This is a genomic window from Paracoccus sp. SSJ (assembly GCF_030234105.1).
Classification (GTDB): domain Bacteria; phylum Pseudomonadota; class Alphaproteobacteria; order Rhodobacterales; family Rhodobacteraceae; genus Paracoccus; species Paracoccus denitrificans.
On sequence record NZ_JASSPE010000013.1, the window covers coordinates 1 to 20,202 of the forward strand.

17 protein-coding genes and 2 riboswitches are annotated in these 20,202 nt (G+C 68.8%); of the genes, 6 read left to right on the forward strand and 11 right to left on the reverse strand.

Annotated features, from left to right (window positions below):
- A partial coding sequence (locus QPR87_RS14575; RefSeq protein WP_285049989.1) for an FGGY family carbohydrate kinase occupies nucleotides 1-1,022 on the forward strand: 1,022 nt, incomplete at its 5' end.
- Between the two features lie 160 nt (nucleotides 1,023-1,182).
- On the opposite strand, the gene QPR87_RS14580 is transcribed toward QPR87_RS14575, so the two are convergent.
- The 4 genes from QPR87_RS14580 to QPR87_RS14595 are packed head-to-tail and all read right to left on the reverse strand — an operon-like array spanning nucleotide 1,183 to nucleotide 5,670.
- On the reverse strand, nucleotides 1,183-1,938 hold the full coding sequence (locus tag QPR87_RS14580; protein WP_285049990.1) for an ABC transporter ATP-binding protein: 756 nt from the start codon (nucleotides 1,936-1,938) through the stop codon (nucleotides 1,183-1,185).
- 2 nt (nucleotides 1,939-1,940) lie between these two features.
- On the reverse strand, nucleotides 1,941-2,936 hold the full coding sequence (locus tag QPR87_RS14585; RefSeq protein ID WP_285049991.1) for a FecCD family ABC transporter permease: 996 nt from the start codon (nucleotides 2,934-2,936) through the stop codon (nucleotides 1,941-1,943).
- Complete coding sequence (locus QPR87_RS14590) at nucleotides 2,933-3,769, reverse strand: ABC transporter substrate-binding protein (protein ID WP_285049992.1); 837 nt, start codon at nucleotides 3,767-3,769, stop codon at nucleotides 2,933-2,935. The genes QPR87_RS14585 and QPR87_RS14590 overlap by 4 nt, the downstream gene beginning before the upstream one ends.
- On the reverse strand, nucleotides 3,763-5,670 hold the full coding sequence (locus QPR87_RS14595) for a TonB-dependent receptor plug domain-containing protein (RefSeq protein WP_285049993.1): 1,908 nt from the start codon (nucleotides 5,668-5,670) through the stop codon (nucleotides 3,763-3,765). Before QPR87_RS14595 ends, QPR87_RS14590 begins: the two co-directional genes overlap by 7 nt.
- A gap of 135 nt (nucleotides 5,671-5,805) precedes the next feature.
- A riboswitch (cobalamin riboswitch) is annotated at nucleotides 5,806-6,020 on the reverse strand.
- A gap of 146 nt (nucleotides 6,021-6,166) precedes the next feature.
- Here QPR87_RS14595 and QPR87_RS14600 point away from each other — a divergent pair.
- On the forward strand, nucleotides 6,167-7,942 hold the full coding sequence (locus tag QPR87_RS14600; protein ID WP_104492803.1) for an SLC13 family permease: 1,776 nt from the start codon (nucleotides 6,167-6,169) through the stop codon (nucleotides 7,940-7,942).
- Nucleotides 7,943-7,963: 21 nt separating this feature from the next.
- Here the strand turns inward: QPR87_RS14600 and QPR87_RS14605 are convergent, their stop codons facing one another.
- Nucleotides 7,964-9,184: an aminotransferase-like domain-containing protein gene (locus tag QPR87_RS14605; RefSeq protein ID WP_285049995.1), complete on the reverse strand. Its 1,221-nt coding sequence runs from the start codon at nucleotides 9,182-9,184 to the stop codon at nucleotides 7,964-7,966.
- A gap of 117 nt (nucleotides 9,185-9,301) precedes the next feature.
- Here QPR87_RS14605 and QPR87_RS14610 point away from each other — a divergent pair, with 117 nt between their 5' ends.
- Entirely contained in the window at nucleotides 9,302-10,270 is a 969-nt protein-coding gene (locus QPR87_RS14610; protein ID WP_011750605.1) for a bile acid:sodium symporter family protein, read from the forward strand.
- On the opposite strand, the gene nrdF is transcribed toward QPR87_RS14610, so the two are convergent.
- From nrdF to nrdH, 4 genes are all read right to left on the reverse strand, one after another.
- The gene (gene nrdF / locus QPR87_RS14615; protein ID WP_041530473.1) at nucleotides 10,267-11,238 is read right to left on the reverse strand and encodes a class 1b ribonucleoside-diphosphate reductase subunit beta; all 972 of its coding nucleotides are present in this window, start codon (nucleotides 11,236-11,238) and stop codon (nucleotides 10,267-10,269) included. The two genes, QPR87_RS14610 and nrdF, sit on opposite strands and share 4 nt — an antisense overlap.
- A gap of 64 nt (nucleotides 11,239-11,302) precedes the next feature.
- Complete coding sequence (nrdE, locus tag QPR87_RS14620) at nucleotides 11,303-13,429, reverse strand: class 1b ribonucleoside-diphosphate reductase subunit alpha (protein WP_011750603.1); 2,127 nt, start codon at nucleotides 13,427-13,429, stop codon at nucleotides 11,303-11,305.
- A complete protein-coding gene (nrdI, locus tag QPR87_RS14625; RefSeq protein ID WP_104492807.1) occupies nucleotides 13,411-13,827 on the reverse strand; it encodes a class Ib ribonucleoside-diphosphate reductase assembly flavoprotein NrdI in 417 nt (138 codons plus the stop codon). Before nrdI ends, nrdE begins: the two co-directional genes overlap by 19 nt.
- 9 nt (nucleotides 13,828-13,836) lie before the next feature.
- Nucleotides 13,837-14,058: a glutaredoxin-like protein NrdH gene (gene nrdH, locus QPR87_RS14630; protein WP_011750601.1), complete on the reverse strand. Its 222-nt coding sequence runs from the start codon at nucleotides 14,056-14,058 to the stop codon at nucleotides 13,837-13,839.
- 93 nt (nucleotides 14,059-14,151) lie between these two features.
- Nucleotides 14,152-14,343: riboswitch (cobalamin riboswitch) on the reverse strand.
- 375 nt (nucleotides 14,344-14,718) lie between these two features.
- Between nrdH and QPR87_RS14635 the strand changes: the two genes are divergently transcribed.
- Together QPR87_RS14635 and QPR87_RS14640 are read left to right on the forward strand one after the other, a co-directional pair.
- Complete coding sequence (locus tag QPR87_RS14635) at nucleotides 14,719-16,974, forward strand: TonB-dependent receptor (RefSeq protein ID WP_285049996.1); 2,256 nt, start codon at nucleotides 14,719-14,721, stop codon at nucleotides 16,972-16,974.
- 85 nt (nucleotides 16,975-17,059) lie between these two features.
- A complete protein-coding gene (locus QPR87_RS14640; protein WP_011750598.1) occupies nucleotides 17,060-17,284 on the forward strand; it encodes a hypothetical protein in 225 nt (74 codons plus the stop codon).
- Here the strand turns inward: QPR87_RS14640 and QPR87_RS14645 are convergent.
- Together QPR87_RS14645 and QPR87_RS14650 are read right to left on the reverse strand one after the other, a co-directional pair.
- On the reverse strand, nucleotides 17,274-18,104 hold the full coding sequence (locus tag QPR87_RS14645; protein ID WP_011750597.1) for a DUF6635 family protein: 831 nt from the start codon (nucleotides 18,102-18,104) through the stop codon (nucleotides 17,274-17,276). The genes QPR87_RS14640 and QPR87_RS14645 overlap by 11 nt on opposite strands.
- 67 nt (nucleotides 18,105-18,171) lie before the next feature.
- On the reverse strand, nucleotides 18,172-19,191 hold the full coding sequence (locus QPR87_RS14650) for a YeiH family protein (RefSeq protein WP_230999997.1): 1,020 nt from the start codon (nucleotides 19,189-19,191) through the stop codon (nucleotides 18,172-18,174).
- 102 nt (nucleotides 19,192-19,293) lie between these two features.
- On the opposite strand from QPR87_RS14650, the gene QPR87_RS14655 reads away from it, so the two are divergent.
- Nucleotides 19,294-20,196, forward strand: a complete 903-nt coding sequence (locus QPR87_RS14655) for a LysR family transcriptional regulator (protein WP_285049997.1) — start codon at nucleotides 19,294-19,296, stop codon at nucleotides 20,194-20,196.
- Nucleotides 20,197-20,202 lie beyond the last annotated feature (6 nt).

The window sequence follows — 20,202 nt, forward strand, 5'->3', positions numbered from 1 at the left end:
AGCTGGCCTTCGGCACCGTCGACAGCTGGCTGATCTGGAACCTGACCGGCGGCCGCGTCCATGCCACCGACGCCACCAACGCCGCCCGCACCCTGCTTTACAACATCGCCGAGAACCGCTGGGACGCGGAGATCTGCGCGCTTTTCGACATCCCCATGCCGCTTCTGCCCGAGGTGCGCGACTGCGCCGCCGATTTCGGCATGGCGCGGGCGGACCTGTTCGGGCGCGAGATCCCGATCCTGGGCGTCGCCGGCGACCAGCAGGCGGCGACGGTGGGCCAGGCCTGTTTCCAGCCCGGCATGATGAAATCGACCTATGGCACCGGCTGCTTTGCGCTGCTGAACACCGGGGAGGAGATGGTGGCGTCGAAGAACCGGCTGCTGAGCACCATCGCCTATCGGCTGGAGGGGCGGACGACCTATGCGCTGGAGGGCTCGATCTTAATCGCCGGCGCGGTGGTGCAATGGCTGCGCGACGGGCTAGGGCTGATCCGCTCGGCGGCCGAGACGCAGGGTCTGGCCGAGGCGGCGGATCCGGGGCAGGAGCTGGTCCTGGTGCCGGCCTTCACCGGGCTGGGGGCGCCCTATTGGCGGCCGGATTGCCGGGGGGCGGTGTTCGGGCTGACGCGGAACTCGGGGCCTGCGGAACTGGCGCGGGCGGCGCTGGAGAGCGTGGGTTTCCAGACCCGCGACCTGTGGGAGGCGATGCGGGCGGACTGGCCCGGCGCGGCTGCGGGGGTGCTGCGGGTGGATGGCGGCATGGCGGCGAGCGGCTGGACGATGCAGTTCCTGGCCGACATCCTTGGCGCGCCGGTGGACCGGCCTCGGGTGACCGAGACGACGGCGCTTGGCGCGGGCTACCTGGCGGGGTTGCAGGCGGGCCTGTGCCCGCCGCCCGGGGATTTCGCCCGCGATTGGGCCTTGGAGCGCCGCTTCGAGCCCGCCATGGCCGAGGGCGAGCGCGAGGCACGCTATGGCCGCTGGAAACAGGCCGTGAAGGCCACGATGGGGGTGGCCGGCTGATCCGCGACCGGCACCCGGCCGGGCATGGCGCAGGGCAAGTGTGGGACCAAGCCGCCCGGACCCGCGCCCTGAGCGCATGCCCCCGCCAACCCCCATCCGGCATGGCCGGGAAAGCGGCGAATGCGCCCATCGGCCCCGGCTCAGTGGCGCGGCATGCCCGTCACGGGGCGCCGCCCCCGATGGTGTCGAGCGGCTGGAACAGGATGCCGCCGGGCCCCGGCGCCACATGGGCGGTGATGCCGAAGACGCGGGCGAGGTTCTGGGCGGTCAGCACCGCCTCGGGCGGACCATCGGCGGCGATCCGGCCCTGGTGCAGCATGACGAGCCGCGTGCAATGCCGCGCCGCCAGCCCCAGGTCATGCAGCGAGGCCAGCACCGCATGGCCCTGACCGGCCAGCCGGCGGAACAGCCGCATCACGTCGATCTGCGCCGCCGGGTCCAGCCCGGCGATGGGCTCGTCCGCGATCAAGAGCGGCGTTTCCTGTGCCAGCGCCCGGGCGATCAGCGTTCGCGCCTGTTCGCCCCCCGACAGCTCTGTCGCGCGGCGGTGGCGCAGCGGGTCCAGGTGCAAGGCCGCGATGGCGCGCTCGATGGCGGCGCGGTCGGCAGCGCTGGCGGAATGCGGATGGGCGATGCGGCCAAGCGCCACCAGCGCCTCGACCGGCATCGGCCAGGCGATCTCGCGGCCCTGCGGCATATAGGCGGCGGCGCGGGCGCGCTCGCGCACCGGCAGCGCGGCCAGCGAGCTGTGACCGCGCGCCGGCAGCAGTCCCAGCGCCGCACGCAGAAGCGTGGTCTTGCCGGCGCCGTTCGGGCCGAGCAGGCCGACGAACTCGCCCGCCCCCAGCCGCAGGTCGATACCGTCCAGCACCGGCTGCCCGGCGCGGTGGAACGAGAGGGCGCGAAGCTCAAGCATGGTCACAGCCCCTCGCGCCGGGTCCTGAGGATCAGGTGCAGGAAGAAAGGCGCGCCCACCAGCGCCGTCAGCACACCAAGCTTGAGGTCATGGCCCGGCGCGATCCGCCGCACGGCGATGTCGGCGGCCAGCACGACCGCCGCGCCCCCCAGCGCCGCGGCCGGGACCAGCCGCGCCGGGCTGGCGCCGACCGCGCGGCGCAGCACATGCGGCACCACCAGCCCGACGAAGCCCACCGTGCCGGCCACCGCCGTGGCGCCGCCGATCAGCGCGGCGATGCCCGCGACCAGCATCAGCCGCAGCCGGCCCAGATGCACGCCGCTGGAGGCCGCCGCATCCTCGCCCAGCGTCAGCGCCTCGAGCGCGCGGCGCGTGGGCCAGAGCAGCGCAAAGCCCAGCAGCATGAAGGGCGCCGCGATCCAGACATGCAGCATCGAGCGATCCGCCAGCGAACCCATCATCCAGAACACGATCTCGTTGATGGCAAAGGGGTTGGGCGAAAGGTTCAGCACCAGGGAGGTGGCCGCGCCCGCCAGCGCGGAAATGGCGATGCCGGCCAGGATCAGCGCCAGTGCGCCGCCGCGCGGCCCGGCCAGCATCAGCACCAGCAGCACCGACAGCGCCGCGCCGGTCAGCGCCGCCAGGGGCAAAGCCAGCGGGAACGCGGCCGAAAGCCCGGTCTGGATCGCCAGCACCGCCCCCAGTGCCGCCGAGGCGCTGGTGCCGATCAGCCCCGGCTCGGCCAGCGGGTTGCGCAGGAAGCCTTGCAGCACCGCGCCTGCCATCCCCAGCGCCGCACCGACGAGAAGGCCCAGGATGGCGCGCGGCAGGCGCAATTCGCGCATCACCAGCGCCAGCAGGTCGTCGCCGCGAAACAGCGCGGCGAGGCTTTCGCCCGGGCCGATTCCTGCCGGTCCGGTCAGCAGCGAGGCCAGGAACAGCGCCGCTACCAGCAGCGACAGCGCGGCGATCAGCAGCGGATAGCGCGGCGCGGTCATGGCCGGGCCTGCAAGGCAAGGCGCGCGTCGCGCAACTGGGCTATGGCGCGCAGGATGTGGGGGGTGCCGCAGACCCAGTCGGGATCGGACATGACCTCGGCGGGCCGGCCCCGGCTCAGCGCCTTGAGCGCGGGGTGGTCCAGCACCTCCTGCGCGCGCGAACTGCCGGGATAGCGGCGGCCCTCGACCAGCAGGTCGGGACCCGAGAGCAGCAGCGCCTCCAGCGGCACCACCCCGCCCGCCGGCAGGCCGAGATCGTCGGCGACATTGTCGAAGCCCGCCAGCGCGACGATCTGCCCGGCCAGGCTGTCGCGGCCGGAACTGTAGCCGTTTACCATGTAGAGCGCGGCCCGCGGCCGCGGCCCCGGGGGCGCGTCGGCCAGCCGGGCCAGATCGGCGTCGAAACGCGCCAGCAGCGCCTTTGCCCGGGCCTGCCGGCCCAGGACATCGCCCATGCGGCGGATATTGGCGCGGATGCCGGCGATGTCGGTTTCGACCGGGAACACCTCGACCGGGATGTCTAGGCGTTGCAGCAGCCGGATCGTCTCGGGCGAACTCCAGGCGCCGGCCAGCACCAGGTCGGGCCGCATCAGGAAGATCTCCTCCGCCCGGCCGCGATTGGCGGGCAGGCGCGCGGCCTGATCCGCCATGGCCGAGGCGGTGGGATCCTGCGCCAGATACGAGACCGAGACGATCTGCCCCGGCGCAGCCAGCAGCATCGCCAGCTGGTCGGTGCACAGGTTCACGGACAGCACCCGGCGCGGCGGCTCGGCCGCGGCGGGCAGGATCAGGCCGGCCAGAAGGCAGGCGGCAAGGCAAAGCCGTCCTACCATTGCGCCGTCAGGCCGGCATAGAAGGTGCGGCCCTGGCCGTAATAGCCCCAGGCCTCGGAATAATCCCGGTCGAACAGGTTCACCACGCGGCCGGTCAGGCGCAGGTTTTCGGTCAGGTCGTATTGCGCGGCCAGGTTCACCGTCACGAAATCGGGCAGTTCGGTGGTGGGCGGGGTCCAGCTTCTGAACCATTCCTCGTCGTAATTGCCCGCGACATAGCGCAGATCGGCCGTGGCCGAGCCGCGACCCCCGGCAAAATCGCCCGTGGCGCGCAGCCCAAGCTGGTGGCGCGGCTGGCGCGGGATGGGATCGTCGTCTTCCGTGCGGGCGTCGGTATAGGTATAGGTCGCGCCCAGCCGCAGCCAATCGGTGGCTTCATAGTGCAGATCGGCCTCGAACCCCTTGCGCGTGCTGGTGCCGGCGATGTTTTGCGAGGTGGTGCCGGCCCCGACGATCATGTCCTCGACCTTGCTGGTGAACAGGGTCGCCCCCAGCGCAGCCCGTCCCGCTGCGAAACTCCAGTCGGCGCCGATTTCATAGCTGCGGCTGGTTTCCGGCGTCAGGTCCGGGTTGCCGCTATAGCTGCCCGGCGCATAGCCATAAAGCTCGAACATGGTGGGATTGACGATGGCCTTGCCGGCGGCCGCGCGCAGGCGCAGGTCGCGATCGGGCAATTGCCATGCGCCAGCGATGTTCCAGGTGGTCGCGTTGCGGAAATCGTCGTTGAAATCGCGCCGCAGGCCGGCCTGGATGCCGATCCCGTTGTCGAACTGGCCCTGATATTCCAGCGCGAGCGATCTGGTGTCGCGCTCATACCGGCCGCCCGGTGCATAGGAGCTCTCATAGATCTCGCGCTTCTTCTGCACCGCGAAATTGAGCTTTTGCGCGGAATTGCGGGCATTGCCGCCGTCCAGCGCCCATGTGCCGGTATACCTGAAATCCCGCAGCCGCGAGGCGTCGTCGTAATCCGGCACGCTGTCGTTGAAATGGTCCGTGGCCTGGTTGGAGCCCGAGACGGCGAAGCGGTTCAGCAGCCTGCCCCCCAGCGCCTCGGCCTCGATCCAGAGCGAGCCATAGGTTTCGTTGCGGTCGGCGGTGTGCGGTGTGTCGATCACATGGTCGTCGGGGGAATCCACCGGGTCGATCGCCCGGTCGTAGCCGTATTCCTGCCAGGTCCGGCGCAGGGTGAAGCCGGCGGTCACGGCCTCGGCGATGTCGTAGGAGCCACCGAGGGTCAGCGTCTCGCGGTTGTTGAACTCGGTATCGCCGCCGGGCGTGCGCGAGGCGTCCTCGCCATCGGTGCGGCGTGTCGCCGCCGAGAAGCTGATCTGGCCGCGCTCGCCCATGGCGCGGAGATGGGCGCTGGCGGCGCGGGTGCCCAGCCCGCCGATCTCGATCCCGCCGCCATAGCTCAGCCCCGGGACAGAGGCGCGGCGGGTGGTGATCGCGATCACCCCGGCGGCGGCATTGGCGCCGTAGATGGTCGATTGCGGGCCGCGCAGCACCTCGATGCGCTCGACATCCTCGGTCAGAAGACCGCTGAAGACATAGTCTCCGTTGCCGGGAGAGTTGGCCTCGACCCCGTCGATCAGCACCAGCACATGATTGGCTTCGCCCCCGCGGATGCGGACCTTGGTCAGGGTCTCGCCGGTCGAGGTCACGGCAAGCCCGGGCAGGTCGCGCAGCGCGTCCTGGACGGTGACGAAGCCGCGCTGCCGCAAATCCTCGGCGGTCAGGATGCTGTAGGCCCGGCCATAGGCGCTTTCGGCGACGGGCGACAGCCCGCCCGACAGGACCACCGGGTCAAGCATGACGGGGGCCTGGCCTTCCTGCCCCGTTGCGGCGGCGGGCAGGAGCAGGGCGGTGGCGGCCAGCAGGGAAGCCGGGGTTCTGAACAACATTCCAAAGCCTTTCCAGCGCGGGATCCGGCCCGCGATTTGCAGAACTGTCCTGCGGAAAGGCCAAGGGCAGCCCGGCCGCGGGATGGCGACTGTCACCTCTGCGGAAGGCCGCTTTCCAGACGCGCCCCGCGCCGGAAATGGGTGATCGCTGCGGCAGGTCTCCTGGCTGGCGGATCATCGCTTGGGCCGGCCTTCCCGGGGATCTTCCCAGTGGCGCCTTCGGCCTTCGCTCACCGCCTACAGTTGCGGGGGCAGCCCCGGCCTTGCCCGTCCGCATCGCGGCGATGGGCGCGCCGGTGTTCCCTTTTCATCCGGCAGATCGCGCCGGAACCGTAGCGGCCCCGCATTGCCGCAGCGGGGCGCCGGCTGTCAAGCGCCATCCTTGGCACCGGACGCGACATTCTGTCCGGCGGGGGCCGGCGGGCGGCGGAACCTGCCCCGCGGCCGCCGCATTGGGTCCAGGCATCCGTGCGCGAAAGGGAGGGCGGACAAACCGATGGCCATGCCGCAGATCCTGGCCGTGCTGATCCTTTGCGCGATGATGGCGATGTTCGTCTGGGGGCGGCTGCGCTACGACGTGGTGGCGATGATCGCGCTGCTCGCCTCGCTGGTGGCGGGCACGGTCAAGCCGGACGAGGCGTTTCGCGGCTTCAGCGACGATATCGTCATCATCGTCGGCAGTGCGCTGGTGGTCAGCGCCGGCATCTCGCGCTCGGGCGTGATCGAGGCGGTGATGCGCCGCGTGCTCCTGCGGTTGCGCAGGCTGCGCTGGCAGCTTCTGGTGCTGGTCGGCTCGGTCACCTTCCTGTCGGCGCTGGTCAAGAACATCGGCGCGCTGGCCATGCTGATGCCGGCGGCGCTGAAGATGGCGCGGCGTTCGAGGCATTCGCCCTCGGTCTATCTGATGCCGATGGCCTTCGGCTCGCTCTTGGGCGGGCTGATCACGCTGGTCGGCACCTCGCCCAACATCATCGTCTCGCGGGTGCGCGAGCAGATGACGGGCGAGCCCTTCACCATGTTCGACTATGCCCCGGTCGGCATCGGCCTGTCGCTGGTCGGGCTGGTCTTCCTGCAATTCGCCCATCGCCTGCTGCCCAGGGACCGCCGCGCCACCGCGTCGTTGAGCGAGGCGGTGAACATCAGCGACTATCACACCGAGGCCACCGTGCCCGAGGGCGCCGGCATCGTCGGCATGACGGTGGGCGATTATCTGGGCGCCGTCGACGGCGAGGTGGCCGTCACCGGCCTCATCCGGGGCGGCGCGCGCCGTGCCGTGACGCTGCCCGACACGGTGATCGAGACGGGCGACACGCTGCTTTTACGCGGCGAGCCGAATGCGCTGGAGCGCGCGGTGACCAAGCTGGGAATGGAGCTGACCCGGCAGGATGCGGCGGCCGAAGAGGGACTGCCCGCCGACAAGATCGGCGTCATCGAGGCGGTGATCGCGCCCGCCTCGCTGCTGGTGGGGCAAAGCGTGGGGCGGATCGCGCTGTTCGACCAGCACGGCGTGAACCTGATCGCCATCTCGCGTGCCGGCCATCGCATGACGCAGCGGCTCAGCCAGACGGTACTGGCGGCGGGCGACGTGCTGCTGGTGCAGGGGCCGATCGAGCTTTTGCCCGAGCGGATGCGGGTGCTGGGCCTCTTGCCGCTGGCCGAGCGCGACATCCGGCTGGGCGGGGTGCGCAAGCAATTGCTGCCGGTGCTGATCCTGGCGGTGGCCATGGCGGCGACGGCGGCGGGGCTGGTGCCGGTCGCCATCGCCTTTTTCGCCGCCGCCGTGCTGATGATCCTGACCGGCGCGATCAGTGCCGAAGAGGCTTATGAGGCCATCGAATGGCCTATCCTGATCATGCTGGGCGCGCTGATCCCGGTCAGCGAGGCGCTGCAAAAGACCGGCGTGACCGACCTGTTGGGTGCCTGGCTGTCGCAGGCGGCGATGGGCCTGCCGGTCTGGGGGGCGCTGACGCTGATCCTGGTCGCGGCCATGGCGGTCACGCCGTTCCTGAACAATGCCGCGACGGTGCTGGTCATGGCGCCGATCGCGGCGACTTTCGCCAGCCAGCTCGGCTATCGGCCCGATGCCTTCCTGATGGCGGTGGCGGTCGGTGCCGGCTGCGATTTCCTGACCCCCATCGGGCACCAGTGCAACACGCTGGTCATGGGGCCGGGCGGCTATCGCTTCGGCGACTACGCCCGGCTGGGCGCGCCGCTGTCGGCGCTGGTCGTGCTGACCGGCGTGCCGCTGATCCTGCTGGTCTGGCCGGTGTGACAGGCCAAAAGACGGGCCGGTTCAACCGACCTCGGCCAGCGCGGCGCGGATGGCGCGGGCCAGGCGGCGGCAGCCCTCCTCCAGCCGCTCGGGCGGGTTCAGGGTAAAGTTGATCCGCAGCGAACGACGGTCCAGCCCCTCGGGGTCGAAGACGCTGGAGGGCGAAATGCAGACCCCCTGCGCCATCGCATGATGCAGCAGCCGGTCGGTGTCCAGCCGCGGATCGCGCGCCGTGGCCCAGACGAACATGCCGCCGACCGGCACCTGCCAGTCCAGATCCGCGGACAGGTGCTGTCGCATCGCGGCGCAAAGCGCGTCGCGCCGGGCGCGATAGATCGACAGCACCTCGGGGCGGATGCGGTCGGTCATGCCCGCCTGCAGCGCCCGCAGCGCCAGCATCTGCGACAGCCCGCTGGAACACATGTCCGAGCCCTGCTTGGCGGTGGCCAGCGCCGCGATCATCTGGGGCGCGGCGATCACCCAGCCGATGCGCAGCCCCGGCGCCAGTTCCTTGGAGAGCGAGCCCATATAGACCACCGGCCCGTCATAGGGGCCGGGCCGCTCGGCCGCCGACAGATCGAGCAGCCGGGGCAGGGGCTCGCCTTCATAGTAAAGCGCGCCGTATGGGTCGTCCTCGATCAGCCAGGTGCCGGTGGCATGGGCGGCGGCGACCAGCGCCTGCCGCTCGGGCAGGGCCACCAGCCGGCCGCTGGGGTTCGAGAAATTCGGCACCGTATAGGCGAATTGCGCCCCGGCCAGCGCGGCGTGGGGGTCGAAATCGTTCGCGTCGATCCGCATGGCGCGATAGCGCGGCGCATGCGGCATCCAGGCGTCCAGCGCGCCCAGATAGGCCGGGCTTTGCGCCGCGACCAGCCCGCCCGGCTGCAACAGCACCTTGCCCATCAGTTCCAGCGCCTGCATGCCGCCGGTGGTGATCAGCACGTTCTCGCGCGACAGCCGCAGCGCGCCGGCAGAGAAGCGCGCGGCGATCAGGTCGCGCAGCGCCGGCAGGCCGGGGATCGGGCCATAGCCCAGCGTCTCGTCCGGGTGGTTGCGGATCGCCTCGGCGGCCAGCCCGGCCAGTTCCTCGACCGGCCAGACCGAGGGTTCGGGCAGGCCCCCGGCAAGGTTGACCAGATCGGGCACCTGCCCCGCCGCCAGAAAGACCGAGGTCACGTCGTTGCTGCGGGACAGCCAGGGGGCAAAAGCGGGGCGCATGGTCGGAACGGTTGCATCGGACATGACCCCGCTGTGACCGTTTTTCGCCAACAGGGCAAGCCTGATGGCGCCGTGGCGCCCCCGGCTTGTGCCCGGCGCCGATGTATATCAGACAGGGGCGAAGGCACGACGGGGAAGACCATGCAGGCATTGAAACGGATCGGCATCGACACCTACATGCTGCTGCTGATCGGCATGGTGCTGCTGGGGCTGCTGCTGCCCGCCCGCGGCATGGCGGCCGAGATCCTGCGCGGCGCGACCTTCTGGGCGGTGACGCTGCTGTTCTTTCTCTACGGTGCCAAGCTGGACCCGGCCTCGGTCCGGGCGGGGCTTTTGAACCTGCGGCTTCAGGGCCTGACCTTCGGCGCCACCTATGCGCTGTTCCCGGTCCTGGGCATCGGGCTGGCCGCGCTGTTCGGCGGCGTGCTGGGGCCCGAACTGACGCTGGGGCTGCTGTTCCTGGCCGTGCTGCCCTCGACGGTGCAAAGCTCGATCGCCTTCACCTCGATCGCGGGCGGCAACGTGCCGGCGGCGATCTGCGCGGCTTCGCTGTCGAACCTGGTGGGCGTGGTGCTGACGCCGCTGCTGGTCACGCATCTGCTGCATCAGGAGGGCGGCGGCGCCAGCCTCGACGCCATCGAGAAGATCGCCGTGCAGATCCTGCTGCCCTTCGTCGCCGGGCAGTTGCTGCGGCGCTGGATCGGCGGCTTCGTCCAGCGCCACAGGCTCTTGACCATGGTGGTGGACCGGGGCTCGATCCTGCTGATCGTCTATTCCGCCTTCGGCGCCGGCACCGTCGCGGGCATCTGGTCGGCGATCCCGGTGCCGGGACTGGTGCTGTGCTTCCTGGTCACCGCGCTGCTGCTGGCCCTGGTCATGGGCGGCATGGTCGGCGCCGGGCGGCTGTTCCACCTGCCGCCCCAGGACCAGGCCGTGCTGTTCTTCTGCGGCTCGACCAAGAGCCTCGCCAGTGGGTTGCCCATCGCCACGGCGATCTTTCCGGCCGCGGCGGTGGGTGCGATCGTGCTGCCGGTGATGATCTATCACATGACGCAATTGCTGGTCTGCTCGGCCATCGCGCAGCGGCTGGCGCGCAAGGCGCAAGCCTAGAAATCCCAGTCCTCGTCCTCGGTCGCGACCGCCTTGCCGATGACATAGCTCGACCCCGAGCCGCTGAAGAAGTCGTGGTTCTCGCTGTCGGGGGACAGGGCGGCCAGGATCGCCGGGTTGACCTCGCAGGCCTGCGGCGGGAACAGCGCCTCGTAGCCCAGGTTCTGCAGGGCCTTGTTGGCGTTGTAATGCAGGAAGGACTTCACGTCCTCGGTCAGCCCGATGCCATCGTATAGCTCGGCGGTGTATTTCGCCTCGATGTCGTAGAGATCGAAGATCAGCGAAAAGGCAAAGTCCTTCAGCGCCGCGCGCTCGGCCTCGCCCAGCCGCTCCAGCCCGCGCTGGTATTTGTAGCCGATGTAATAGCCATGCACCGCCTCGTCGCGGATGATCAGGCGGATCAGGTCGGCGGTATTGGTCAGCTTGGCGCGGCTCGACCAATACATCGGCAGGTAGAAGCCGGAATAGAACATGAAGCTTTCCAGGAACACGCTGGCGATCTTGCGCTTCAGCGGGTCCGAGCCGGCCTTGTATTCCTCCAGCACCAGCCGCGCCTTCTGTTGCAGATGCGGGTTCTCCTCGGCCCAGCGAAAGGCCGCGTCCACCTCGGGCGTCAGGCACAGCGTCGAGAAGATCGAGGAATAGCTGCGCGCATGCACCGCCTCCATGAAGGCGATGTTCGACAAGACCGCCTCCTCATGCGGGGTCAGCGCATCGGGCATCATCGCGGGCGCGCCCACGGTGTTCTGGATGGTGTCCAAGAGCGTCAGCCCGGTAAAGACGCGGATGGTCAGCTCGCGCTCTTCGGGGCGCAGCGTGGCCCAGCTTTGCACGTCGTTCGACAGCGGCACCTTTTCGGGCAGCCAGAAGTTGACGGTCAGCCGGTTCCAGACCTCCAGGTCCTTCTCGTCCTCCAGCCGGTTCCAGTTGATCGCGCGCACGGGCGTCCGCATGGCATGATCCTTCATCCGAAGAACCCCTTTCATCGTTTCTCAAATACCCTCGGGGTGTGGGGGCCCAAGGCCCCCACGATCAAAGCGTGCAGGAAACGCAGCCCTGCACCTCGGTGCCTTCCAGCGCGGTCTGGCGCAGCCGGATGTAATAGATCGTCTTGATGCCCTTCTTCCAGGCGTAGATCTGGGCGCGGTTGATGTCGCGCGTCGTGGCCTCGGCCGGGAAGAACAGCGTCAGCGACAACCCCTGGTCGACATGCTCGGTCGCGGCGGCATAGGTGTCGATGATCGCCTCGGGTCCGATCTCGTATGCGTCGCGGTAATAGTCCAGGTTCTCGTTGGACATGAAGGCGGCGGGGTAATAGACCCGGCCGATCTTGCCTTCCTTGCGGATCTCGATCTTGGCCACGATCGGATGGATCGAGCTGGTCGAGTTGTTGATATAGCTGATCGAGCCGGTGGGCGGCACCGCCTGCAGGTTGCGGTTGTAAAGCCCGTGCCGCATCACCGATTCCCGCAGTGCCGCCCAATCCTCGCGGGTGGGCAGGCTGACGCCCTCGAACACCCGCGCGACATCGGGCAGCGTGGGCAGCCAGTCCTGCGCGACGTATTTGTCGAAGAACGAGCCGTCGGCATATTTCGACTTGTCGAAATCCTTGAAGGTCCGGCCCTTTTCCTGCGCCAGCAGGTTCGAGGCGCGGATGGCGTGATAGGCCACGGCGGCGAAATAGACCGAGGTGAACTCGACGCCCTCGGGGCTGCCGTAATGGATGCGCTCGCGCGCCAGGAATCCGTGCAGGTTCATCTGGCCCAGCCCCACGGCATGGGCCTCGTCATTGCCGCGCCGGATCGAGGGCACGGCCTCGATGGCCGACATCTCCGACACCGCGGTCAGCGCCCGGATCGCCGCCTCGACGGTCGCGCCGAAATCCGGCCCGTCCATGGTCGCGGCGATGTTCAGCGAGCCGAGGTTGCAGGAAATATCCGTGCCGAGGTGGCGATAGCCCAGATCCTCGTCGAACTCACTGGCCTCGTTCACCTGCAGGATCTCGCTGCACAGGTTCGACATGCTGATGCGGCCGGCGACCGGGTTGGCGCGGTTCACCGTGTCCTCGAACATGATGTAGGGATAGCCGCTTTCGAACTGGATCTCGGCCAGCGTCTGGAAGAAGGCGCGGGCGTTGATCTTTTTCTTGCGGATGCGCTTGTCGTCCACCATCTCGGCATATTTCTCGGTGACCGAGATTTCCGAGAAGGGCAGGCCATAGACCTTTTCCACGTCATGGGGCGAGAACAGGTACATGTCCTCGTTGCGCTTGGCGAGTTCGAAGGTCACGTCCGGGATCACCACGCCCAGCGACAGCGTCTTGATGCGGATCTTTTCGTCGGCGTTCTCGCGCTTGGTGTCCAGGAAGCGCAGGATGTCGGGGTGATGCGCGTTCAGATAGACCGCCCCCGCGCCTTGCCGCGCGCCAAGCTGGTTGGCATAGGAAAAGCTGTCCTCCAGCAGTTTCATCACCGGGATGACGCCCGAGGACTGGTTCTCGATCCCCTTGATCGGCGCGCCGGCCTCGCGCAGGTTGGTCAGCATCAGGGCGACGCCGCCGCCGCGCTTGGAAAGCTGCAGCGCCGAATTGATGCCGCGGCCGATGGATTCCATGTTGTCTTCCAGCCGCAGCAGGAAGCACGAGATCAGCTCGCCCCGCGACTTCTTGCCGGCGTTCAGGAAGGTCGGCGTGGCGGGCTGGAACCGGCCCGACAGGATTTCCTCCATGAAGCGCATGGCCAGATCCTCGTCGCCGCGCGCGAGCGCCAGCGCGACCATGACCACCCGGTCCTCGTAGCGTTCCAGATAGCGCCGCCCGTCGCGGGTCTTCAGCGTATAGCTGGTGTAATACTTGAAGGCGCCGAGAAAGGTCGGAAAGCGGAATTTCCGCGCATAGGCCGCGTCCCAGATCCGGTGCAGGAAGGCGCGCGGATACTGGTCCAGCACCTCGGCCTCGTAATAGCCCTCGTCGACCAGATAGCCCAGCTTTTCGTCCAGCGAGTGGAAGAAGACGGTGTTCTGGTTGACATGCTGCAGGAAATACTGCCGCGCGGCCTTGCGATCCGCGTCGAAGCGGATGCGGCCCTCGCCGTCGTAAAGGTTCAGCATCGCATTCAGCGCGTGATAGTCCAGCTCGGCCTTTACGCCATCGTCAAGCATTCCGTCCCCCAGAATTTCGCAAGCCCCGCCTGAACGCGGGAAATGTCCAGATCAGTCCCCGCCAGCTCGAATCGATACAGCACGGGGACGTTGCACTTGTCAGATATCACCCGACCGGCCAAGGCGTATGTCGCCCCGAAATTCCGGTTGCCGGCGGCGATGACGCCGCGCAGCAGGGCCCGGCGGTCAGGATCGTTGAGAAAGCGGATCACCTGCTTGGGCACCGCGCCCCGACCCATCCCGTCGGCATAGGTCGGGCAGATCAGCACATAGGGCAGGGCGGGGGCGGGCATCTCGTCCCTGGGCGAGATCGGGATGCGCCCGGCCGGCAGGCCGAGCCGCGTCACGAAACGCGCCGTGTTCCCCGAGCCCGAGGAGAAATAGACCAGCCCGCCCATGGCCCCGGATCAGGACAGGCGGCCGATCATGTCCGGGCGGAACCCGGCCCAATGGGCTTCGCCGGCGATGACGACGGGAGCCTGGCGATAGCCCAGCGAGGCGACCAGTTCCATCGCCGCGTCATCCTCGGTCAGATCCACCAGATGGTAGTCCAGGCCGCGCGCATCCAGGGCGCGGGTCGTGGCGGTGCATTGCACGCAGGCGGGCTTGGAATAAACGGTGATGGTCATGCCTCGGCTCCTTTTGTTCTGTCGGCAAGAGGGGGCCGGGCCGATGGGCGTGCCATCCGGACCCTGTTCCAGCCCCGCGCCCGCCGCACGGTTTCGTCCTTTCGCGTCATGGCAGGTCTTCTGACTTGCGGGTCTCGGCTTGGCCGGCCTTCCCGGGGCGCGTGGCCCCAGTGGTGATCCGGCGTCGCTCTCCGCTTACAGCTGCGGGGGCAGTGCCGGCTTTTCACCGGCTTCCCTTTTCATCCCCGAGTCGGCCCCGGGACAACCATGACCCTTGCAGTTAGCCATGGGTCATGGCCGGGGTCAATCCATATTTAGTGGATAACTGCGTCCGCCATGGAATATCTGGTGGGCGCATCGATTCTGCCTGTCGCGGGGGATTTCCGGCTTCCGGCGATATCCCGGCCGGGGTATTGCGCCGCGTCCGGCCGGGCAGGCTGTTGGATTGCCGCAACACTCGCCTGTTTCGCAGTCGAAATGACGCAGCGTCATTTGACAAACTGCGACAATTGGCCCCCTTGCATGGGTTACGCGCGGCCAGGACGAGGCACTTCGTTCCCCTTCCGGCTCGTGACACCGCAAGCCATTGATGAGCCAGCACCTTCCTGTCGTTTCCGCCCTGAGGCGGTTGCGATTCATCTTTCGTGCCGGGATCAACCCATGAACAAAACCCATCCCAAACCGCCTGCCTCGGCGTCGGCCGCGCAATTGCTGCCGACCCTGGGCCTGCTTCCCGTGCTGGCCATCTCGGCCGGCGTAGCCGGCCCCGCCCAGGCGCAGGATACCGTAACCCTGGACACGGTGGTCATCCGCCGCCAGCAGGGCAACGAGGCCGAGACCAGCTACAAGGTCACCGAAAGCACCTCGGACAAGGCCACCGCGCCGTTGCTCGACACGCCAAGGACGGTGACCGTCGTCACCGGGCGCCAGATCGAAGAGCGCGGCCAGACCTCGGTCGCAGACGTGCTGCGCACCACGCCGGGCGTCACCCTGGGCGCAGGCGAAGGCGGCGTGCCGCAGGGCGTGCGCCCCTATATCCGCGGCTTCGAGGCCAGCCAGGACATGCTGGTCGACGGCATGCGCAACGCCTCGCGCACGCAATACGAGGCCTTCAACCTGGAATCCATCGAGATCAGCAAGGGCCCGGGCGGGGTCTATTCCGGTGCCGGCTCGACCGGCGGCACCATCAGCCTGAACAGCAAGATCCCGCAGCCGGGCGCCTTTGACGAGGTGGCGCTGTCCTACGGCACCGGCAACTATGTCCGCGGCACGCTGGATTCGAACCGCGAATTCGGCGCGATCGGCCTTCGCCTGAACCTGATGGCGCAGCGCGCCGACGACCTGGGCGGGCGCGACGGCGTCGAGTCCAGGCGGGTCGGCGTGGCGCCCAGCTTCAGCTATCGCCTGACCGATGACAGCAAGATCACCGCCGGGCTCTATTACTACAAGGACGAGGATACGCCCGATTACGGCGTGCCGATGTCCAATGCCACCACGCCGGCCGCATGGCGGCGCGGCTCGGGCACCCGCATCGACCCGTTCCTGCCGGTCGATGTCGATCCCGACACCTTCTACGGCCTGCACGCGCGCGATTTCCGCGACATCGAATCCGCCTCGGGCTATGTGAGGTTCGAGCATGCCTTCTCGGACAGCCTGCGGCTGACCACGGCGCTGCGCAAGGCACGCGACACCAACACCTATGTCGTGACCTCGCCGACCTCGGGCAGCGACGGCCTGGTGTCGCGCAGTTCCAAGGCTTCGGATCGGGTGAACGAGACGGTCTCGTTCAACGCCCAGCTTTCGGGCGAGGCACGGGCCTGGGGCGTCGAGCACAGCTTCGCGGTCGGCGTGGACATCGCCAATTCGCGTGCCACCACCCGCCGGCTGACGGTGACCAATCCCGACCCGATGCCGACCTCGCCCTATGAGAATCCGAACCCCGGCGCGCCCTGGGGCGGCAGCATCGAGCGCGGCGGCGAGAGCGGCTACAGCACCACCAGGTCGCGTGGCGTCTATGCGCTGGATACCATCACCTTCACCCCGCAATGGGAGGCGACGGTGGGGCTGCGCTGGGACGATTACAGCGTCGACAGCATTATCCATGCGACCGACACCACCCCGCGCGAAAGCCACGGCAACGATTCCGATTTCCTGAACGGGATGCTGGGCGTGGTCTACAAGCCGGTGCAGAACGGTTCGATCTATGCCTCGGCCAGCACCTCCTCGAACCCGGCGGGCGAGGGCGCGGGCACTGGTGGCAGCAATGCCTCGGACGATCTGGACAGCCTCGACCCCGAGCGCAGCGTGAACTACGAGATCGGCACGAAATGGCTGGTGCTGAACGACCAGCTCGAGCTGAGCGCGGCGCTGTTCAGGACCGAAAAGGACAATGCCCGCGTCACCAACGCCCTGGGCGAGACCGCGAATATCGGCAACACCACCGCCAGGGGCATCGAGCTGGGCTTTGCCGGCCAGGTCACCGAGCGCTGGGGCATCTGGGGCGGTTATGTCCATCAGGACGTCAAGCTGAAGGACGGCGGCTGGAGCACCCCGCGCGGCGGCGGCGAGCCCTATCCGAACCCCGCCACCGGCAAGCAGGTCGCGAAGGTTCCGCGCAACAGCTTTTCGCTGTGGACGACCTACGACTACAGCCCGCAACTGACGGTGGGCGGCGGCGTGACCTATACCGGCAAGCGCATGGCCAGCTATTCGCAGAACGGCGATGCCGATGCTGCCCTGCCGTCGAGCTGGCGCACCGACCTGATGGCGGCCTACAGGCTGACCGAGGCCACGGCGCTGCAACTCAACGTCAACAACGTCTTCGACCGCCAGATCTATACCGACTCGCATGTCTCGCAATTCGCCAATATCGAGCCGGGCCGGAACTTCGTGCTGACGCTGAAGCACGCGTTCTGATCACCGCGTCGTCGCGGCCTTCGGGGGCGGCTTTCGGGCCGTCCCCCTTTTGCAGTGGGGGCCGGCCAGGCCGGGATCCCCGCCGATGTCGTGGCGCCGTGCGGCTACGCGCGGCACGCGGCCGGTCGTCGCCCGTCAGGTCGCCGTGCGCATCCCGGTGCTGTGCGACGGCGGCATCCGGCGCGGCGGGGGTCGCGGATATGCGGATATGCTGACCATCCTGCGCGCCGAGCTCGAGGTCGCCATGGCCCTGACCGGCCGGCGCGATCTGGCCGGCATCGACGAGGGCGTGATCCGGCCTAGCCCCTGAAGCTGCGCCACAGGCTCAGCGCGGCATCGGACAGATCGCCCAGCCGGGCCACGACGTGCTCGCGCTCCAGCCCCGGCCCGTCCTCGGCGCGGTCCAGCCGCCGCAACAGCCGCATCACCCGGCGCTTGTGGATGCCGGTCCAAAGCTGGACCGGATCGGCGACCAGCCCGGCAAAGGTCGTCAGGACCGAGGCGAGCATGGCCAGAACCACGCCGGTCAGCACCACCTCGATGCTGGAAAGCTCGCGCGGGAAGGCGCCATACCACATGCGTCCGGCCCAGCTTCCCAGCGCGAAATTCTCGACGGCCTGCGCCTGTGCCCGCAGATGCGCGATCGGCCCGGCCAGCGAGATCACGCCCGGCGTGGCCCGGTGGAACAGCAAGAGTCCCGAGGCCAGCACCAGAAGCGAGGTGGTGATCTCGGACACCGCATTGCGGGTTTCGGCATAGTCCGACACGGCGCGGGCGACGCTGCGGGGCGCGGCCTCGGGGGCCAGCCCCCTTGCGGCCAGATCGTCGACGAAGCCGGCCAGATCCGCCTCGATCCGCTGCGCCACGTCGGATTTCAGAAAGATCTGCCGGCGCGACAGCCAGTCGCCCGCCCGGACCAGCCCGATCCGGCGCAGAAGCGGCGCGCCCAGCCGCACCAGCAGGAACAGCGGCGACAGCATCACGTTGATGGGCGCGCGCAGCAGGTCCAGCCCAAGCGCGTGGCGATGCAGCGCCAGCGTGCCGCGCGGCCCGTAGCGGGCGCGCACGAAGCGGCGGACCTCGGTTTCGCGCCGGGTCATCGGGCGAGTGTCGGCGGGCGCAAGGGCCATGGGCGCGGTCCTTTGGCGGATCGCGCCCAATCTAGGCATCGCGACAGGGACGCTCAATGCCCGCCGGTCAGATCAGCGCCACCAGCCCCAGCCCCAGGGCCGAGATGAACAGCCAGGCCAGCGCGCCAAGCGCCAGCGGCCGGACGCCCTTGGCGCAGAGCTTGCGGATGTCGGTCTCCAGCCCCATCGCGGCCAGCGCCACCGTCAGGAGAAAGGCGGTCAGGGCGACGATCTCGGCATGCAGCGCCTCGGGCAGGGGCAGGGCGCTGTTCAGCAGCACCACGGCGATGAAGCCCAGCACGAACCAGGGCGTCGGCGCCGAGCCATGCGCGGCCTTGCCGCCCCGCCGCGCCAGCGTGCCCAGCATCAGGATCAGCGGTGCCAGCAGCATCACCCGGCTCAGCTTGGCGACGGTCGCGGCCTGTCCCGCCTCGGCGCCATGCTGGAAGCCGGCGCCGACGACCTGCGCCACCTCGTGCACGGTCGCGCCGACCCAGATGCCGTAATGCGAAGGCCCCATCCCCAGCATCTCGCCCAGCACCGGCATGGCCAGCATCGAGAGCGAGCCGAAGACCGTCACGCAGGCGATGGCATAGGCCACGTCCTCGTCCGTCCCGCGCGTGACCGTGTTCGTGGCGATCACCGCCGAGGCGCCGCAGACCGAGGTGCCGGCCGCGATCAGCTCGGCAAGCCGCGCCTCGACCCCCAATGCCCGGCCGGCCCATCTGGTAAAGACGAAGGTCGCGGCCAGCACCACCGCGATCACCGCCACCCCCGGCAGGCCCACGGCGCGCAATTGCTCCAGCGTCAGCTGAAAGCCCAGCAGCACGATGGCGAAACGCAGCACCCGACGCAGCGAAAAGCCGATGCCCGGCCGCGCCGCCGCGGGTGTGCCGACAAGGTTGCGCAGCGCCATGCCCAGCACCATCGCCACCACCAGCGGGCTGAGCGCCGGTATGCCCGAAAGCCTCTGCGCCGCCATGGCAAGGATCGCGATGCCGAAGGTCAGCCCCAGCCCCGGCAGGGTGGCGCCCAGCCAGGCCCCGATCGCGGAAGATGTTTGCTGGTCCTGGTCGGTCGAGGACATGGCCGCGCTCCTTTGCCTTTGGGGCGGAACATGGTCCTGAATCGACGTTCAATCCATCGCATTATATTTGCCATATCGTTCTATTTTACTTATGAGTCTGGCATGACGCTGGAACAGCTCCGCATCTTCCTTGCCGTGGCCGAGCGGCAGCATGTCACCCGCGCGGCCGAGGCGCTGAACCTGACGCAATCGGCGGTCAGCGCCGCCGTCTCGGCTTTGGAGGCACGGCATGGCGTGCGCTTTTTCGACCGGGTGGGGCGGCGGATCGTGCTGACCGAGACGGGCGAGGCCTTCATGGCCGAGGCGCGCGCCGTGCTGGACCGGGTCGAGACCGCCGAGATGGTGCTGGAGGATCTGTCGCGCGAGCCGCGGGGCCGGCTGCGGGTCCATGCCAGCCAGACCGTCGCCAGCTATTGGCTGCCGCCGCGGCTGGTGGCGCTGCGCGAGATGCATCCGGGGATCGAACTGCGCCTGACGGTCAGCAACACCACCCATGCCGCGGATGCCATGCAGGACGGCGGTGCCGACCTGGGGTTGGTCGAGGGTGCGGTGGCGCATGGCGGGCTGCACCGGCAGGTGGTGGCCCGCGACCGGCTGGTGCTGGTCATGGCGACCGATCACCCCTGGGCCGGGGTCGAGGCGATGCCCCAGGCCGGGCTGGAGGCGCAGAACTGGATCCTGCGCGAGCCGGGCTCGGGCACGCGCTCGGAATTCGAGACCTGGCTTGCCGGGCGGGGGCTTTCCATTGCCGCGCTGCCCTTGTCGCTGGAGCTGCCCTCGAACGAGGCGGTTCTGAACGCGGTCGCCGCCAGCCAATGCCTCGCGGCGCTGTCGCAACGGGCGGTGGCGCGGCCGGCCGCTGCGGGCTGGATCCGTACCCTGCCGCTGCCGGGGGCGGAGCGGCCGTTTTCGCTGCTGACCAATCCGCGGCGCTATCGCACGCGGGCGGTGCAGGCGCTGATCGACATCCTGACGGACGAGGGTTTCGCCGCAGGCACCCCCTGACATGAA

Excerpts from the sequence above, each read along its gene's own strand:
- QPR87_RS14650 (WP_230999997.1), bottom strand. The coding sequence starts at position 19,191 with ATGTCCTCGACCGACCAGGACCAGCAAACATCTTCCGCGATCGGGGCC.
- QPR87_RS14655 (WP_285049997.1), top strand. The coding sequence starts at position 19,294 with ATGACGCTGGAACAGCTCCGCATCTTCCTTGCCGTGGCCGAGCGGCAG.
- nrdH (WP_011750601.1), bottom strand. The coding sequence starts at position 14,058 with ATGACCATCACCGTTTATTCCAAGCCCGCCTGCGTGCAATGCACCGCC.
- QPR87_RS14635 (WP_285049996.1), top strand. The coding sequence starts at position 14,719 with ATGAACAAAACCCATCCCAAACCGCCTGCCTCGGCGTCGGCCGCGCAA.
- QPR87_RS14580 (WP_285049990.1), bottom strand. The coding sequence starts at position 1,938 with ATGCTTGAGCTTCGCGCCCTCTCGTTCCACCGCGCCGGGCAGCCGGTG.
- QPR87_RS14610 (WP_011750605.1), top strand. The coding sequence starts at position 9,302 with ATGCAGGCATTGAAACGGATCGGCATCGACACCTACATGCTGCTGCTG.
- QPR87_RS14600 (WP_104492803.1), top strand. The coding sequence starts at position 6,167 with ATGGCCATGCCGCAGATCCTGGCCGTGCTGATCCTTTGCGCGATGATG.
- nrdE (WP_011750603.1), bottom strand. The coding sequence starts at position 13,429 with ATGCTTGACGATGGCGTAAAGGCCGAGCTGGACTATCACGCGCTGAAT.
- nrdI (WP_104492807.1), bottom strand. The coding sequence starts at position 13,827 with ATGGGCGGGCTGGTCTATTTCTCCTCGGGCTCGGGGAACACGGCGCGT.
- nrdF (WP_041530473.1), bottom strand. The coding sequence starts at position 11,238 with ATGAAGGATCATGCCATGCGGACGCCCGTGCGCGCGATCAACTGGAAC.
- QPR87_RS14595 (WP_285049993.1), bottom strand. The coding sequence starts at position 5,670 with ATGTTGTTCAGAACCCCGGCTTCCCTGCTGGCCGCCACCGCCCTGCTC.
- QPR87_RS14640 (WP_011750598.1), top strand. The coding sequence starts at position 17,060 with ATGTCGTGGCGCCGTGCGGCTACGCGCGGCACGCGGCCGGTCGTCGCC.
- QPR87_RS14585 (WP_285049991.1), bottom strand. The coding sequence starts at position 2,936 with ATGACCGCGCCGCGCTATCCGCTGCTGATCGCCGCGCTGTCGCTGCTG.
- QPR87_RS14645 (WP_011750597.1), bottom strand. The coding sequence starts at position 18,104 with ATGGCCCTTGCGCCCGCCGACACTCGCCCGATGACCCGGCGCGAAACC.
- QPR87_RS14605 (WP_285049995.1), bottom strand. The coding sequence starts at position 9,184 with ATGTCCGATGCAACCGTTCCGACCATGCGCCCCGCTTTTGCCCCCTGG.
- QPR87_RS14590 (WP_285049992.1), bottom strand. The coding sequence starts at position 3,769 with ATGGTAGGACGGCTTTGCCTTGCCGCCTGCCTTCTGGCCGGCCTGATC.